Below are 16941 nucleotides of genomic sequence, written 5' to 3'. Positions count from 1 at the left end.
ATACGCGCAGACACCTGTGGGCCAACCCGTGGTCCCGATCGGCTGACCTCGCGCTGACCACCCCGCAAGGCCTTTATTGAGCCATCTCCCCCGGGTCGTTAAGCTCCGCGGGCTAACTTGGCCTCAAATGGAGGCGTCCGACGGGGAACGTTTTTGAGCGCCACAGCACCCACCCACGACGGCCGGCACCCGCTGCTTGCGGCCGTCCTGCTCGCGCTGATCGTGGCCGCGCTCAATATCGCGCTGTGGTGGTGGGGCAACCGGCCGCATGGCCCGGAGGACTTCCACGGGCCGATCAGCGGCTTCTCGGTGTCGGTGTTCCAGCGCTACCAGAACCCGCTCAAGCAGGACTTTCCGTCCGACGAGGAAATCGACGCGGACCTGAAGCTGCTGCGCCGCTACACCCCGCGCGTCCGCACCTACTCGACGCTCGAAAACCCGCAGGTCTATCGCCTGGCCGAGAAGGAAGGGCTGAAGGTGATGGCCGGCGCCAACATCGACACGCGCCTGATCAACAACGAGAAGGAACTGGAGACGGTGATCGCGCTGGCGCGGCGCTACCCGGAGACGATCCACCGGGTGATCATCGGCAACGAGGTGCTGTTCCGCGGCGACCTGACCATCGAGCAGATGGAGGACTACCTCGATCGCGCCCGCGCGGCAATCCGCCAGCCGGTGTCGATCGCCGAGCCGGACTACATCTGGCTGAAGTATCCGGAACTGGGGGATCACGTCGACTTCGTCACCATCCACCTGTTCCCGTTCTGGAACGGCATCGCGCGCAAGGACGCAGTGGACGCGGCGCTGGGCGCCTACGACAACATCGTCCAGCACTACCCTGACAAGCCCGTGGTGGTGGGCGAGATCGGCTGGCCGTCCAACGGCGACCGCCACGAGTATGCCGATCCGTCGATCTCCAACGAGGCGATCTTCATCCGCGACTGGCTCAATGCGGCCAAGGCGCGGAACATCGACTATTACCTGCTCGAAGCCTTCGACCAGCCGTGGAAGGAAAACCTGGGCGAAGGTCGCACCGGCGCCTACTGGGGCACCTTCAACGCCGACCGCCAGCAGAAGTTCCCGTTCACCGGCCCGGTGACCGAGGACACCGCCTGGCCGTGGAAGGCACTGGCGGCCAGCCTGCTCGCGCTGATCCCGATGATCTGGTTCGCGCGCAAGTTCGCGCGCTTCAGGCTGATGGGCCGACTGTTCTTCTGCCTGCTGATCCAGCTCGCCTGCGGCCTGATCGTGTGGTCGGCCACCCTGCCGTTCAATTTCTACCTGAGCTGGATCGACTGGACCATGCTGGTCCTGCTGTTCCCGGCGCAGGTGGCGATCCTTGCGATCCTGCTCATCAACGGCTTCGAGTTCACCGAGGTGCTTTGGCGCCGGGGCTGGCAGCGCCACGCGGCCATGCTCAAGCCCGACCGGCCGGAAAAGCAGCCGTTCGTGTCGATCCACCTGGCCTGCTACAACGAGCCGCCGGAGATGGTGATCGCCACGCTCGACTCGCTGGCGGTGCTGGACTACGAGAACTTCGAAGTCCTGGTGATCGACAACAACACCAAGAACCCGGACGTGTGGAAGCCGGTGCAGGCCTATTGCGAGCAGCTGGGCAAGCGCTTCCGCTTCTTCCACCTGGAGCCGTGGCCGGGCTTCAAGGCCGGCGCGCTCAACTTCGGCCTGAAGGAAACCGACCCGCGCGCCGAAGTGGTGGCGGTGATCGATGCCGACTACGTGGTGCGCGAGGACTGGCTGTCCACCCTGACCGGCTACTTCCACGACCCGAAGGTGGCAGTGGTGCAGTGCCCGCAGGCGCACCGCGACTTCGAGCACAACCGTTTCCGCCGCATGACCGCGTGGGAGTTCGACGGCTTCTTCCGCATCGGCATGCACCATCGCAACGAGCGCAACGCGATCATCCAGCACGGCACCATGACCATGGTCCGCCGCAGCGCGCTGGAAGGCACCGGCGGCTGGTCGGAGTGGACCATCTGCGAGGACGCCGAACTCGGCCTGCGCCTGATGCACGCCGGCTACGAGCTGGTCTACGTCGACGAACTGATGGGCAAGGGCCTCACCCCGGCCGACTTCAAGGCCTACAAGAGTCAGCGCTACCGCTGGGCGTTCGGCGCCATGCAGATCCTGAAAGGACGCTGGGACTGGATGACCCAACGGGGGCCGCTGTCCCTTGGCCAGCGCTTCCACTTCCTCACCGGCTGGTTCAGCTGGTTCGCCGACGCGCTGCACCTGATCTTTACCTTGATGGCGCTGTTCTGGACCGCCGGCATGGTCGCCTACCCGCAGTACTTCAGCCTGCCGATGCAGCTGTTCCTGATCCCGGTGATCGGATTCTTCTTCGCCAAGGCCATCTTCGGCATCGTGCTCTACCGCGCGCGCGTGCCGTGCGGTTGGTACGACACGCTGATGGCCTCGGTCGCCAGCATGGGACTTTCGCATGCGATCGCGCGCGGCATCCTGCATGGCCTCACCCGCGAGAAGACCGCGTTCGTGGTGACGGCCAAGAGCCGGCGCCTGGGTGAATCGGGTTTCGCCGCCTTCGCGCCGGTGCGCGAGGAGTTGCTCATGGCGTGCGCACTGGTGTTGTGCATCGTCGGAATGGGACTCTCCTTCGGCACTCGCTATATCGAAGGCACGTTGTGGATGTTCATCCTGGCGGCGCAGTCGATCCCGTATTTCTCGGCCGTCGTCGGCGCCTGGATTGCGCACAAGGCCGGCGACAAGGTCGGCTGAGACCCGGTGGAACGTTTATGCGACGGCAACATCGCCGTCGCTAAGCTGGAGCGCCCCGCAGGCCTCCGCACAGGGACGTCCCCCACCACATGCGCCGCCTCCGACGCCTGATCGCCTTGCTCCTGCTGCTGCCGCTGGCGGCGCATGCAGGCGTGCGCTTGACCATCAAGGGCGTCGACGATCCGCTGAAGTCCGCGGTGCAGGCCAGCCTGACGCTGTCGCAGTATGCGAACAGGCCGGTCAGCGAGGCGCAGATCCGCCGCCTGTACGACGACGCGCCCGACGAGGCGCGCGAAGCCCTGGAACCCTACGGCTACTACGAGGCCAGCGTGCAGGGCGCGCTGACCCGCACCGGCACGGACGACTGGCAGGTCACGCTGACGGTCAAGCCGGGCGAGCCGGTGCGCATCACCGGGGTGCGCGTGAAGCTCGACGACGCGGCGCTTGCGATCCCGGCGATCCGCCGGGCCGAACGCGCCGTGGAACGCCTCAAGGGCAAGGTGCTCGACCATGGCGCCTACGCGAAGGCACGCGACGACGTCGGCGGCGCGCTGACCGCCAACGGATTCCTCGGCGCGAAGCTCGTCACGCACACCGTGCAGGTGACGCGCGCCGACCACAGCGCCGTAGTCGACCTGGCATGGCAGGCCGGGCCGCGCTACCGCTTCGGCGCTGTGCAGTTCACGGGCTCGCAGTTCGAACCGGGCTTCCTCGAACGCTACGTGCCCTTCAAGCGGGGCGACTACTTCGACCAGACGGATCTGCTGCGCCTGCAACAGGCGCTCAACGGCGCCGACTACTTCTCGGTGGTGAACGTGCGGCCGGACGTGGACGACACAGGCCGCACCGTCGACGTGCAGGTCGAGCTGCAACCGGCCAAGCGCAGCGTGTACACCGGCGGCCCGTTCTTCGGCACCGACACCGGCTTCGGCGTGCGGGCGGGGCTGGAGCGACGCTGGATCAACAGCCGCGGGCACAAATGGACGAACGAGCTGGTGCTGGCGCAGCGGCTGAAGACGCTGTCCTCGCTGTACATGATCCCGCTCCCGGGCGGCGAGCAGCGCAGCCTGAACTTCGGCGTCAACTTCCGCGACGCCGACACGGTCACCTCGCAATCGCGCACGCTCGAACTGGTCGGCAACCAGGCCGACCTGTGGCACGGCTGGACGCGCACCGTGGGCGCGCACGCATTGATCGGCACGTTCACCGTCGGCAAGCGCGGTAACGAGCCGGACAATACCCCGGGCATCGAACGCGGCCGAAGCAAGCTGGTGTTCGCCGAAGCGTCGCTGTCGAAGAAGCACGGCGACAATCCCACGTTCGTGCGGCATGGCTGGTCGCTCAACGTGTATGCACGCAGCACCGCCGGTTCGCTGCTGTCGGACACCCGGTTCAGCCAGTTGGCCGCCGACGCGAAATGGATCGATGCCTTCACCCGGAACGACCGGCTGATCCTGCGCGCCAGCGCCGGCATCACCTCCACCGGGGACTTCTCTGACCTGCCACCGCAGCTGCGCTTCTTCGCCGGCGGCGACCGTTCCGTGCGCGGCTACGGCTACCAGGCGATCGGCCCGCGCAACAGCTTCGACCGCGTCATCGGCGGCCGCAACCTGCTGGTGGCGAGCACCGAGGTCGAACACTACTTCACGCGCAACTGGGGCATGGCCGCCTTCGTCGACGCCGGCAACGCGTTCAACGGCACCGATTACCGGCCGCGCCTGGGTGCGGGCCTGGGCGTGCGCTGGCTGTCGCCGGTGGGAATGATCCGCGTGGACGTGGGTACGCCGATCCGCGACGACCATGCCCACGGAATCCAGCTGCACGTGGTGATAGGACCGGACCTGTGATGCGCACCGGCCTCCTCCACGCGATGCACGCCATCGGTCCCTTCCCCGCACGCGGGGGACGGGGCCTGCAGGTCGGAGGGGGAAACCCCGCGGGCGCGGCTCGAGTGCCGGGCTGTAGCGACGGCGGGCAACGCGCATGAAATGGCTCAAGCGCATCGGCATCGCCGTACTGGTCCTGCTCCTGCTACTGGCGCTGGGCCTGTGGTGGCTGCTGGACACCGGCGCGGGCCTGCACTTCGCGCTCGCCCGCGCCAGCGGCTTCACCGATGGCGCGCTCAGCGTGCAGCAATCGAGCGGCAGCCTCGCCGGCCCGCTGCAGCTCAAGGGCCTGCGCTACGCCGACGGCAAGGGCCTGGAGGTACGCGTGGCCAGCGCCAGGCTGGACGTGCGTCTCTGGCCGCTGCTCGGCAAGCGACTGCACGTCGGCATGCTCGACGTGCAGGGCGTCGACGTCGCGTTGCCACCGCCCGCGCCGAACGAACAAAGCCGCGGACCGCTCTCGCTCAATCCGCCGCTGGCGATCCAGGTCGACCGGGCGCACGTGGCCGACGTCGCCATCCACCAGGGCAAGCAGTCGCTGTTCACCGCCAACACGCTAGATCTTGCCGGGCAGTGGAGCGCGCAGGGCATTGCCATCCGCGCGCTGCGCCTGCGATCGCCCCAGGGCCGCGCGGACGTGAATGGCACGCTGGCCATCGGCGACACCTGGCAGGGCAGCGGCCAGGCCAGCTTCGCCTGGACGCTGGGCGACACCACCTACGCCGGCCAGTTGCAGGCGCACAGCGACGGCGCCCGCGCTCGGCTCGCCCTGGCGCTCAGCCAGCCGATGGCAGCGCATGGGCAGATCCAGCTCGAACAAGGCGGCGCCTGGCCCTGGACAGCCTCGCTCAAGGCGCCACGCTTCGACCCCGCGCCACTGCTCGGCCAAAGCACGCTGCAAAGCCTCGCGCTCGACCTGACCGGCAAGGGCGACCGTCGTGATGGCGCGCTCAACGGCACCGTCGACCTCAACCAGTGGCGCCTGCAACTGGCGCCACTGAAGGCACGGCTGAGCGACGACCGCAGCCGCCTCACGCTGGACACGCTCACCCTCACCTCGCCGCAGATCAAGGGCCAACTGCAGGCGCACGGGCAGATCCAGCTCGACGCCGTACCGCCCGCCGGCACGCTGCAACTGTCCTGGCAGGACCTGGAGCTGCCCGCCGAGCTGGCTGGCCAGCCGCTGGCCAGCCATGGCCAGCTGGACGTACGTGGCAGCACGGCGCAGTTCCACGCGCAGGGGGACATCGCGATCGGCCCGCCCGGCAAACTCGCGCAATTGGCGGTGAACGCCGACGGCACGCCGCGACAGCTGGTCCTGCACACGCTGGACGTCCGCCAGCCCAAGGGCCACCTGCACGCGCAAGGCACGCTCACGCTGCAACCGGTGTTCGGCTGGGAGTTGGCGGCCGAGGCGGCGGATTTCGATCCGGGCCAGCTTTTCGCCGGCTGGGCCGGCGCGCTGGACGCGCAACTGACGACCCGCGGCACCCTGCCCTCGGGCCATCCCGATGCCACGCTGGATCTCGCCCGCCTCGACGGTCGGCTGCGCGGCCGCGCCGTGCGAGGCCAGGGCAAGCTGCACCTCTCGCCCAACGAAGTGGTGGATGGCACGCTGTCGCTCGCCTCCGGCCGCAGCACGCTGTCGGTCGAAGGCAAGCCCGGGGTGCGCAACGACGTGCAGGTGCAAGCGACCATTGCGACGCTGGCCGACTGGCTGCCCGATGCAAGCGGTCGGCTCGACGCGCACGTGCACGTGACCGGTATGCAGCCCGCCTTGGGGATCGACGCCGAAGTGCACGGCAGCACGATAGCCTACGGCACCCAGCGCATCGGCCGGCTCGATGTGCAGGCGCACGTGCCGGACATCAGCCGCCCCGGCGGCAATGTCGACATCGACGCGCGCGACGCCTGGCTCGGCGGCCTCGCCTTCGACGCGCTGGCGCTGCACGCCGATGGCACCGAGGCGGCCCACACGCTCACGCTCGACGCGAACGGCCGGCAGCTCTCCGCCCAACTCGCCCTGCATGGCGGCCTGAACCAGCATCACTGGAAGGGCATCCTCGACAGGCTGGACCTGGAGCCCCAGGGTCTGCCGCGCTGGCGGCTGCAGGACCCGGCCACGCTGGACTACCAGGATGGCGCGCTGGCACTGTCCCAGCTGTGCCTCACCGCCGGCGACCCGCTGCTGTGCGTCCAGGGCAAGCAGGACAAGACCGGCAATCTTGCCGCCAGCTATCGCCTGCGCGCGCTGCCGCTGGCATTGCTGCTCAACGCCGCCGGCTACGCGGACCTGCCCATGCGCGCCGACGGCGAACTGCATGGCGAAGGCACGCTCAAGCGCAGTGCCGCCGGCGCGCTCAGCGGCCAGGCCACGCTCGCCTCCGACCAGGGCTCGGTCACCTACATCCAGCAGGCGCAACGCCCGCTGCTGGCGTGGCGCGGGCTTGCCGTCGACGCCAGGCTCGCTCCCGGCCACCAGCAGCTGGAGGCCCATGCCGCGCTCAATGCCGATGGACGGCTGGACGGCCGCGTGACCATCGATGGCGATGCGCGGGCCCTTGGCGGCGAGCTCACCCTGAACCTCGACAGCCTCGCCCCGCTGGAACTGCTCACCAGTGAGCTGGCCAACGTGCGAGGCCGCCTCGACGGTCGCTTCGGTTTCGCCGGCACGCTGGCGCAACCGGTGGTGACCGGCCAGGCCACCGTCGATGGCTTCGCCGCCGAAGTGCCCGCGCTGGGCCTCAAGCTCGTCGATGGCGCGGTGGTGCTGCGCGCCCCCGACGCGCAGCACCTGGAACTGGACGGCCACGTGCGCTCAGGCAAGGGCACGCTGGTGATCGGGGGCAGCTACGGATTCACCGGCCAGACGCCCAGCGCGATCACGCTCACCGGCCAGAACGTAACCGTGGCCGACATCCCCGCGGCCCAGGTGGCACTCACGCCCGACCTGCGCGTGCAACGCGATGTCCAGGGCGTGCACGTCACCGGCGACGTCGCGCTGGACAGTGCCGACGTGAACCTCGATCGCCTGCCCGGCGGCGGCGCCACCAAGGCATCGTCCGATGTGGTCGTGGTCGACGAGCGCGAACAGGAAGCCGCCGCCGCGCAGCTGCCGCTCTTCGCACGCGTGAAGGTCGACCTCGGCCGCCGCGCGCACCTGACCGGCAAAGGCCTGGACGGCAAGCTCGCCGGCACGCTCACGGTGATCGAGGAGCCCGGCCGCGCCACCCGCGGCCAGGGCCAGATCGCGGTGAGTGGCACCTACAAGGCCTACGGCCAGGACCTGCACATCGAGGCGGGCAAGCTGCTGTTCGCCGGCACGCCGATCGACAACCCTGGCCTGGACCTGCGCGCCGTGCGCAGCCTCAACCCCAACGCCACCATCGACGAGGGCCAGGAGGTCGGGTTGCTGATCACCGGCACGGCGCAGCGTCCGGTCCTCACCGTGTTTTCCAACCCGCCGATGGAGCAGTCCGACGCGCTCTCCTACCTGATCACCGGCAAGCCGCTGTCGCAGGTCAGCGGCGGCGAGGGCAACATGGTCGGCGCCGCGGCGCAGGCGCTCGGCTCGGCCGCCGGCGACCTGCTGGCCAAGAGCATCGGCAGCCGGCTGGGCATCGACGAGATCGGCGTGTCGAGCAACGAGGCGCTCGGCGGCGAGTCGGCCTTCACGGTGGGCAAGTACCTCTCGCCGCGGTTGTACCTGAGCTATGGCGTGGGACTGTTCGAGCCGGGCCAGGTGATCACCCTGCGCTACCGGCTCAGCCAGCGCTGGAACCTCGAGGTGCAGAACGCCACCGAATTCAGCCGTGCGAGCCTCAATTACCGGCTGGAGCGTTGAGCGTTCCCGAAAAACACCGCCTCTGGTCCGCGGTGATTCCCCGGCAGCATCCGTGGGTCGCCCGCGTGCATGCCGTTTCGCACGGGCGCGCTCCATGGCGGTCGATGGCGCCCGCCTTCCCTCACCGACGTGCGCCGCCACGCGATGATGCTGTCCGACATGGCGAGGCACCCTGTCCGCCAGCCACGCAGCCACCCGCCTGGTCGCGCCTGTAGTTCTTTCCCGGGCGACACAAATTTTCAGGCACCCGCCCAGCGCTTAGCAGCGAGGCCCCGGAACCCGCGGCGCGCGCGGTTCTGGCATCGCTGATGCAGTCCCCTGCCTGCCTTGCACCGGAGCGCTGGTGTTCGAGCCGCTCATCGCGCCGGACAGCACGGCGATCAGGCGCAGGCAACAGTCACCACGATCCAGCACGGGAGCCGACCGATGAGAAACAAACAGCAAAACGACCGCGACCAGCAACACTCGAAACAGGCCCATGGCAGCGGCAAGGGCGACATGACTGTCCGCGAGGCCGGTCAGATGGGCGGCCACAAGGGCGGGCAGCGCGAGCGCGAACTGGTCGAGCGGGGCCGCGAGGCCGAGGACCGCGACGGCCGCCGCCACTGATCGGCGGCGTGCATGGCGACCACCACCGTACGTCCTTCGCATCGAAGCCAGGAGACAGCCATGAAGCACCAGAACAACGACAGGGGCGGCATGACCGTCCGCGAGGCCGGCCAGAAAGGCGGAGAGATCCGCAAGGAACAACTCGGTCCCGAAGGCTATTCGGAGATCGGCAGGAAAGGCGGCGAAGCACGCAGGCAAGCGCTGGGATCGGAGGGTTATTCGGCACTGGGTACGAAAGGCGGACATCGCGTGCGCGACTTGATCAACAAGGGCAAGCAGAGCGAGGGCAACTGAAACCAGGCAGGCGCTCCACGCACGCGCGCAGGGCTGGCAGTTCTTTCCACCGGCAGGCGCAAATTACACGCCCAGCCATCCGCCTCCCGGCTCGCAACCGGCGTGGCTTGGCGCCTTGCGCGCTGGCATACGGGTTGCAGCGCATGCCTCGCCCCTGGCGGGCTCCTCCCATCCACCCGGAGACAGACCATGGCAAACACCGAACGCAACAATCACACCCCGTCCAGCCCCAGAGGCAGCGGAGACATGACCGTGCGCGAAGCCGGCCAGCGGGGCGGCGAGATCCGCAAGGGACAGCTCGGTCCCTCAGGTTATTCAAACCTCGGGCACCAGGGCGTGGAGGCCTTGCGCGAGCAGCGCGGCCCGAACGCGATGAGCGAAATCGGCCGTGAAGGCGGCGAAACCCGCAAGGAGCAGCTGGGTCGGGAAGGCTATTCCGAACTGGGCGCCAAGGGTGGGCAGCGCGTGCGCGACCTGATCAACAAGGGCAAGGAGTCCGAGCACGACGAGTAACGAGGAGGTTCACCATGACACGAGGTTTAGGCGGCAATTCACCCGCCAACGTGCAGAAGTATCTGTCTGGCGTGGAGTACCCGGCCGGGAAGCGGGACCTGATCGACGCCGCGCGCCGCAACGACGCGCCCGAGGAGGTGATGCGGACCATCCGCGAGCTGCCCGAGGACAACTATGGCGGCCCGCAGGACGTGATGAAGGGCTACGGCGACGTCGAGTAGCCCCATGGCGTGGCCGTTCGCCATGCAGGCGAACGCCACAGCCCGGCAAGACCTTTGGAGCCCGCGTGGGCTTCGCCGACCACTGCCAACCGAGAGGTGCAAACCATGGCAAGCAACAAGAACACCGGCAACATGACCGTGCGCGAAGCCGGCCAGAGGGGCGGCGAGATCCGCAAGGAACAGCTCGGCCCCGAGGGCTACTCGCAGATGGGCAAGAAAGGCGGAGAGACGCGCAAGAGTCAGTTGGGCCCGGAAGGGTATTCGGCGCTCGGCAAGAAGGGCGGCGAAGCACGCAGGGAGGAACTCGGCTCCCAGGGTTACTCGGAACTGGGCACCAAGGGCGGCCATCGCGTTCGCGACCTGGTCAACAAGGGCAGGGAGTCGGAGGGCTAGCACGCCTTCGCGATCCGGATGGCGGCGATGCCTCGCACGCCGCTCCACCCGGACCTTCCCCGCCCGTGAGCATCCTCCTCGCCGGGATAGGACGACTTCGACGATGCGCGCGTGCGCTCGGCGCGAACGGGCGTGGCGCATGACCATTCGAGCGCTCGTCACCAGAAGCTGAGGGCCGTCTGCGGTCAAGACAGGCGATACGAGAGGCTTCGCCCGCCCCGGGCTTAGGCGAAGGCCGAAGTCGATGTGCTGCCGCACCCGGTCAGGCGACGCCAAGTCCTTCGATGCCGCTGATCGCCAACCCATCGAACCCCGCCAGCTCGGCAAAGCGCCGGCCACGCTCGGCGTAGTCGTGGAACTGGTCGAAACTCGGCGCGCCGGGCGACAGCAGCACCACGCCGCCCGCGGGCGTCAACGCCCGGGCCCGCTCCACCGCCTCGGCAAGCGTAGCCACCAGCACGACCTCACCCACCGCTTGCGCCTCGCCCAACGCCGCCGCGATGCGCGGTCCGTTAGACCCTTGGGCCACGATCGCCAGATCGGGCTGGTCGCTCACGGCCTGGACGAACTCCGACCAGTCCAGACCGCGATCATGGCCACCCACGATGACGGTGACCGCGCGCCCCTGCAGGCTCGCCAGGGCCGCCAGCGTCGCCTGCGGCGTGGTGCTGATCGAGTCGTTGATCCACGCACGACCGTCGTGCTCGCCCAGCGGCTGCAGGCGGTGCGGCAGAGCGTGGAAACGCGCCAGCGCCGGCGCCGCCGCGCGCGCGTCGTGCCCCATCGCCTCCAGCGCGGCCAGTGCAGCGCACGCGTTGAGCGCGTTGTGCTGGCCAGGCACCGGCAATGCGGACACGGCGAAGACGCGCTCGCCGGCGCGCCGGATGGACCCATCGCGCACGTGCCAACCTTCAGGCGTCCCGAACAGCACGCGCCGCGGATGCGCCGCGGTGTGCTCGAGCAGCGTCTCCTGCATGCCGTTGACCAGCAGCGTGCGCGCCGCCTGCGCGAGCTTGAGCTTGTCGGCGACGTAACGCTCGCGCGATCCGTGCCAGTCCAGGTGCTCCTCGTAGAGGCTGGTGATCACGCCCAACGGCAGCGGCCCTGCCTCGCCGGTCTGGAAGCTGGACAGCTCCACCGCCCACAGCTGCGCCTCTACGTCGAGCAGTTCCAGCAGCGGCAGGCCGATATTGCCGGCCAGCGCCGTACGCACACCCAGCGATCGGGCCAGGTGCGCGATCAACGCCGTGGTCGTGCTCTTGCCCTTGGTGCCGGTCACCGCCACCACCGGCGCCTGCGGCTGCTCGGCAAACCACAGCGCGGTACCGGAGGTGAAGCGCGTGCCGCTGGCCTGTGCACCGAGCAGCGCTGGCTTGTAGGCGGAAATGCCCGGCGATTTCACCACCACGTCGAAGCCGCCCAGCGCGACCGCGTCGGGCTCCTCGGCATGCACCAGCAACGCAGGATCGAACGCCTGCGCCGCGGCCACCTCGGCGGCGCTGCAGAACAGCGTCAACGGCAACTGCGGCAGGCGTGCATGCAACGCCGCAATCGCCGCCCTGCCCTCGCGGCCGAAACCCCAGATGGCCACGCGCTGGCCGGCCAAATCGGCGATACGCATCAGCCGATCGCCTCCAGCGCGCACCGCAGCCGGGCCGGCACGCGGTGTTCGTCCGACGGCGTGAGCCAGGGCTCTAGCGCCAGCCGGGAACGGTCGAGCTGCGGCAGGATCTCGCGGATGAAACGGGCGACCAGCGCGTCCTCCTGCCATTCCGAACGCTGGCTCAATGCGTACATCGCCGCGCGCGCCTCGGCTCCCTCGCCGACGCACTCGAACGGCTTGTGGTCCTGGTACTCCAGAAGGGCATCGAAACCGGCCGCCTGACTTTCGTCATCCAGCAGGTTGCGTCCGAAGATCGAAAGCAGCCGAGGCTTGGGCAGGAACGGCGCGAGCGCCAGAAACACGAAATGGCACTTTGGGCACTGCCCGCACCAGCGGTCGGCCGGCTTGGGCCCGAGGATGCGGAAGTTGCGGTTGCAGCTGGAGAAGGCGTCGAAGTACGGCGTGAGTCGCGCGAAGGCGCGCGTGATCGCCAGTTCCGACCAGGGCCGCAGCAGCGAGCAGTAGTCCAGGTCCGCGGCCACGTGGGTGTGCAGCCAGTCCGAGAGCAATACCTCGAAGGCCAAACCCTTGCTCCACTGGTGGTTCACCTGCTGGCCCTCGTACTCGAGCGTCGCGGCCGAAGCGGAGCGCTCGTTGGCGAAGGCGATCGAGTCGTAACCGTAGAGGATCGCCGCCAGCACCAGGATCGCCGAGTTCACCGCAGTCACCGGGATGTGGCCGTTCCAGGCACCCAGGCGGTTGAGTTCGAACAGCACCGGCGAGAGTTCGCGCTGGATGTTGAGCGTCGGCAGCCCGGTGCGCTCGGCGCAGGCGGCGATCAGCGGGGAATTGCCGACCCATACCGCGGTGGCCTCGCCGCCGATCGACTTGATCGCCTCCACCGCAACGAGCGAGTCCTTGCCGCCGCCGATGGGGACGAGCGTGCGTTGGGGGAGGTCGAGGGAAGGCGCCGTGGACAGCGTGGCGGCGCCGCGCGGGAAGGCGATACGCCCGCGCAGGTCCAAACCATTGCGATAGGCGAATTCGGCCAGTCCGTGCAGATACAACGCGTCGGCCAGGTCGGCCGTCGCCTCATCCAGCGGTTCGATGTCGATCTTCGGCGGCACGCCCGCCTTGTAGTAGCTCACGCCGGCGATCAGGTGCAGCAACTTCAGCGCCGCGTCGAAGGCCTGCTGGCGTTGCGCCGGCACCGTGGGGGCGTCCGGGAAGCGGACACGCTCGACCATTTCCTCGCCCTGATCGAAGGCGTAGACGAGTTCGGCCACGCCGCCGGCGTAGGTGGCTCGCACGAAGCGGAAGCTCTGGGTCAGGCGCGGGTTGATTGTCGTCACTCGTTCACTCCGATGGAACGTGCTTGGATCCCTCTCCCCTCTGGGGAGAGGGCTGGGGTGAGGGGCCGGGGCTCGCCAGGCCCTCCGTCACCACCTCGAGCACGCTCTCGATATTCGTCAATACGTCATTGTTCCAGAAACGCAGCACGCGGTAGCCCTTGGCCTGGAGGTAACGCGTACGTGCCGGGTCGTAATCCTGCTGTTCCAGGTGCTGGCCACCGTCGAGTTCCACCACCAGCATCCGCTCCGCGCAGACGAAGTCGACCACGTAGCGGTCCACCTCGTGCTGCCTGCGGAACTTGCAGCCATCCAGCTGCCGATTCCGCAGGCGGTACCAAAGCGCCTGTTCGGCGTCGGTCATGCCAATGCGCAGTCCGCGCGCCCGACCCCGGTTCATGCGTTTCATCCTTGAAGCCTCGCTCTCTTAGGGTCTTTCGCTAGAGCGACCCCTCACCCCAGCCCTCTCCCCGGAGGGGAGAGGGAGCAAGAGCATCGGCGTCGCTCATGAACCTCCTTCGCGGAACCGGCTCCCTCTCCCTTCCGGGGAGGAGGGATGGGTGAGGGGCCGGGGCTCGCCTCAGTCGCCCAAGATCACCTCGTCCGCCTCTTCCCGCAGGTTGTACCGCGACGACATCACCTTGCCGTACGCCCCCGCCTGCGCAATCAACATCACGTCCCCCTCCTGCGCTTCGGGCAAACGCCGGTCCGTACCCAGCACGTCACCCGACTCGCAGATCGGTCCGACCACCTGGTAGAGCGCCTCGGCCGGCGCATCCAGCCGCGTGAGGTTCACGATCTCGTGCCAGGCGTCGTACAGGGTCGGGCGAATCAGGCTGTCCATGCCGGTGTCCACGCCGAGGTAGCGCAGGCTGCCCTTGCCCTTGATCTGGGTAACGCGAGCCAACAGCACGCCGGCATCGGCGACGAGATAACGTCCCGGCTCCATCCAGAGCTGGTAATGCGGATAGGCCGCCTTGACCTCGCGCAGCACGCGCTCCAGCGCCACCATGTCCAGCGGCGCCTCGCCCGGGTGCGAAGGAACGCCCAGGCCGCCGCCGATGTTGAGGAAGGCCACGCTGCCGATGCGTTCGGCCAGGCTCGCCAGCTGCGCGTACACCTCGCCCCAGTGCTTCGGATCGAGCACACCCGAGCCCAGGTGCGCATGCAGCCCGCGCACGCTGACCTGGTGCGTGTCGGCAAGGCGCAGGAAGGCATCGATTTGCTCCACGGGCAGCCCGAACTTGCTGCCGTTGCCGCCGGTGCGCACCTTTTCGTGATGGCCCAGCCCGCGACCGAGATCCACCCGCAGCACGATCTCGCGACCACGGAACAGTTCGCCCCAATGCTCCAGCGGATGCAGCGCGTCGAGGGTGACCGTGGCGCGTGTGGCCAGTGCCTCGGCGTAGTCGGCGCGGCGGGCGAAGTTGGGCGTGAACAGCAGCGGCGTGGTATCCGGCACAGTCGCCAGCACGGCATTCAGCTCGCCCGGCGACACGCATTCGAAGGCGAAGCCTTCCGCGGCCAGCGCACGCAGGATCGCCGGATGGGTGTTGGCCTTCACCGCGTAGTGCACGCGGTCGACCACGCCCAGCGACTGCATCGCCCGCGCCTGCGCGCGCACCGTGGGCAGGTGGTAGACGTAACGCGGGGTGGCTTCCGCGGCCAGCGCCAGCAGGCGCTCGCGCGCGGCCGGATCGCGCCACCAGGCGGCCACCTGCGCCGCGGCTTCGCCGCTGCCGTACAGCGCCTGCCAGCTCGGGCCGAACAGTGCGCTGTCGTCGGTGCGCAACGCGCCGGCCGAGATCAGCAGCTCGTGCAGGTGCGGCAGCAGCTCGTCGACGACCGTCTCGTCCACCACGAAGGTGAGGTTGAGATTGTTGGACGACTGCGAGATCAGATGCACGCGCAGCTGGCCGAACTCGGCCAGCACGGTCGAGAGCGTGTGGAGCATCGAACGCATGCCGCGGCCGACCAGGGTGATCGCCGCGCAAGGCGCAATCACCTTGACCCGGCACACCTTCGCCAGGTCCGCCGCCAGCGCGGCGACCGCGTCCGAATCGAGCAGGTTCTCGGTCGGGTCCAGCGACACCGTGACGTTGGTTTCGGCCGAGCCGATGAGATCCACCGACAGCCCGTGCTTCTTGAACTGCGCGAACACGTCGGCCAGGAAGCCGACCTGCTGCCACATGCCGACCGACTCCATCGACACCAGGGTGAGGCCCTTGCGCGCGCTGATCGCCTTGACGCTCGGCGCGTGCTCGCGCACCTCCGGGCCGATCACCGTGCCTTCGAGCTCGGGCCGGTTGGTGTCCTTGATCAGCAGCGGCACGCGCGGCTCGCGCAACGGCGACAGGCAGCGCGGGTGCAATACCTTGGCGCCGGTGGTGGCGATTTCCTGGGCTTCTTCGTAGTCCAGGCGCTGGAGCAGGCGCGCGCCGGGCACCTGGCGCGGGTTGGCGGTGAACATGCCTGCCACGTCGGTCCAGATCTCCACCCGCGAGGCCTTGAGCAACGCGCCGAAGTACGCCGCCGAGGTGTCCGATCCGCCGCGACCGAGCAACACGGTACGGCCCTGGCTTTCACGCGCAATGAAGCCCTGGGTGATGAATACCTCGCCCTGCCCGGCCAGCCGCGCGGCAAGGGCCGCATCGGGATGCGCCTCGACCGTGGCCGAAAGCAGCCGCGTGCGCTCGTTCTGGTTGGGCAGCGCGATGGCGGCCAGGCATTCGCGCGCATCCACCCATTGGGTGGGCAGGCCGCTGGCGCTGAGGTAGGCCGCGCCCAGTGCGCTGGACATCAACTCGCCGTGCGCCTGTATCTGCGCCGCCCAGGCCAGTTCGCCCAGCAACGCCGGACCCTCGGCGGCCAGCGCCGCCAGGTCGGCCAGCCGCGCGGCGACGGCGTCCGGCAACGGCAGCTGCATATGGCCCAGCAGGTCGTGGTGGCGTTGCGCGATCGCACCGGCCGCCGCCTTGCGTTTGTCCCCGTTGCCCTCGGCGCACAGCTGTTTCAGTGCGTCGGTGATGCCGGTGAGCGCGGACACGACCACCAGCACGCGGGCGCCTTCGGCGCGGCGGCTGGCGATCAGCTCACGGATGTTCTGCCAGCGCGGCAGCGTCGCGACGGACGTGCCGCCGAACTTCATCACGATCCAGGGTTGGCCTGGTACGGGCGCGTCCGCCGGAAGCGGCGCGGGGTTTTGCGGGGTCACGAGGGCTCCATTGCAGTGGTGGCGGGAAACAATCGCGCCAGTGTTGCGCTGCGGCAAGAGGAATGCAATGGATTTTTGCGGGCAAAATATGGACGTTTAGACATCCAAATGCGGCGAGCCTCCCGATCAGCCCTCTCCCTCCGGGGAGAGAGGCTGGGGTGAGAGAGGTCGACCCTTGCCTCAACCCCTGCCTGGGGGAGGAGGCCACTCACGGCGGGCGCAGGCTCCCATCCTGGCCCTCTCCCCGAAAGGGGAACGAAG

12 protein-coding genes are annotated in these 16941 nt (G+C 68.7%); 8 read left to right on the top strand and 4 right to left on the bottom strand.

Annotation, left to right across the window (positions count from 1 at the left end; genetic code table 11):
* The first annotated feature begins 153 nt into the window (after positions 1 to 153).
* From ACFWZ4_RS14470 to ACFWZ4_RS14435, 8 genes are all read left to right on the top strand, one after another.
* Positions 154 to 2754, top strand: coding sequence for a glycosyltransferase family 2 protein (locus ACFWZ4_RS14470; RefSeq protein WP_439705380.1), 2601 nt, complete (start codon positions 154 to 156; stop codon positions 2752 to 2754).
* Between the two features lie 89 nt (positions 2755 to 2843).
* Positions 2844 to 4601, top strand: a complete 1758-nt coding sequence (locus tag ACFWZ4_RS14465) for an autotransporter assembly complex protein TamA (RefSeq protein ID WP_439705379.1) — start codon at positions 2844 to 2846, stop codon at positions 4599 to 4601.
* A gap of 136 nt (positions 4602 to 4737) precedes the next feature.
* A complete protein-coding gene (locus ACFWZ4_RS14460; RefSeq protein WP_439705378.1) occupies positions 4738 to 8484 on the top strand; it encodes a translocation/assembly module TamB domain-containing protein in 3747 nt (1248 codons plus the stop codon).
* Positions 8485 to 8910: 426 nt separating this feature from the next.
* Entirely contained in the window at positions 8911 to 9093 is a 183-nt protein-coding gene (locus ACFWZ4_RS14455; protein ID WP_439705377.1) for a hypothetical protein, read from the top strand.
* Positions 9094 to 9153: 60 nt separating this feature from the next.
* Entirely contained in the window at positions 9154 to 9387 is a 234-nt protein-coding gene (locus ACFWZ4_RS14450) for a hypothetical protein (RefSeq protein ID WP_439705376.1), read from the top strand.
* Positions 9388 to 9576: 189 nt separating this feature from the next.
* A complete protein-coding gene (locus ACFWZ4_RS14445; RefSeq protein WP_439705375.1) occupies positions 9577 to 9900 on the top strand; it encodes a hypothetical protein in 324 nt (107 codons plus the stop codon).
* 14 nt (positions 9901 to 9914) lie between these two features.
* Positions 9915 to 10121, top strand: coding sequence for a DUF2795 domain-containing protein (locus ACFWZ4_RS14440; protein ID WP_439705374.1), 207 nt, complete (start codon positions 9915 to 9917; stop codon positions 10119 to 10121).
* A 105-nt stretch (positions 10122 to 10226) separates the two neighbouring features.
* Positions 10227 to 10514, top strand: a complete 288-nt coding sequence (locus tag ACFWZ4_RS14435) for a KGG domain-containing protein (RefSeq protein WP_439705373.1) — start codon at positions 10227 to 10229, stop codon at positions 10512 to 10514.
* 262 nt (positions 10515 to 10776) lie between these two features.
* On the opposite strand, the gene murD is transcribed toward ACFWZ4_RS14435, so the two are convergent.
* The 4 genes from murD to ACFWZ4_RS14415 form a co-directional block, all read right to left on the bottom strand.
* Positions 10777 to 12135, bottom strand: coding sequence for a UDP-N-acetylmuramoyl-L-alanine--D-glutamate ligase (gene murD, locus ACFWZ4_RS14430; protein WP_439705372.1), 1359 nt, complete (start codon positions 12133 to 12135; stop codon positions 10777 to 10779).
* Positions 12135 to 13460 (bottom strand): UDP-N-acetyl-alpha-D-muramoyl-L-alanyl-L-glutamate epimerase, encoded by a 1326-nt coding sequence (gene murL, locus ACFWZ4_RS14425; protein ID WP_439705520.1) that lies wholly within the window; start codon positions 13458 to 13460, stop codon positions 12135 to 12137. Before murL ends, murD begins: the two co-directional genes overlap by 1 nt.
* Before the next feature lie 13 nt (positions 13461 to 13473).
* Entirely contained in the window at positions 13474 to 13866 is a 393-nt protein-coding gene (locus ACFWZ4_RS14420) for an endonuclease domain-containing protein (protein ID WP_439705371.1), read from the bottom strand.
* 180 nt (positions 13867 to 14046) lie between these two features.
* A complete protein-coding gene (locus tag ACFWZ4_RS14415) occupies positions 14047 to 16620 on the bottom strand; it encodes a bifunctional aspartate kinase/diaminopimelate decarboxylase (RefSeq protein WP_439705519.1) in 2574 nt (857 codons plus the stop codon).
* Between the last annotated feature and the right edge of the window lie 321 nt (positions 16621 to 16941).

The sequence above is a fragment of the Frateuria sp. GZRe12 genome, assembly GCF_051900535.1.
Lineage (GTDB): Bacteria > Pseudomonadota > Gammaproteobacteria > Xanthomonadales > Rhodanobacteraceae > Frateuria_A.
The sequence above is the reverse complement of the archived record's forward strand: the minus strand, read 5'-3'. Positions and strand labels throughout refer to the sequence as shown.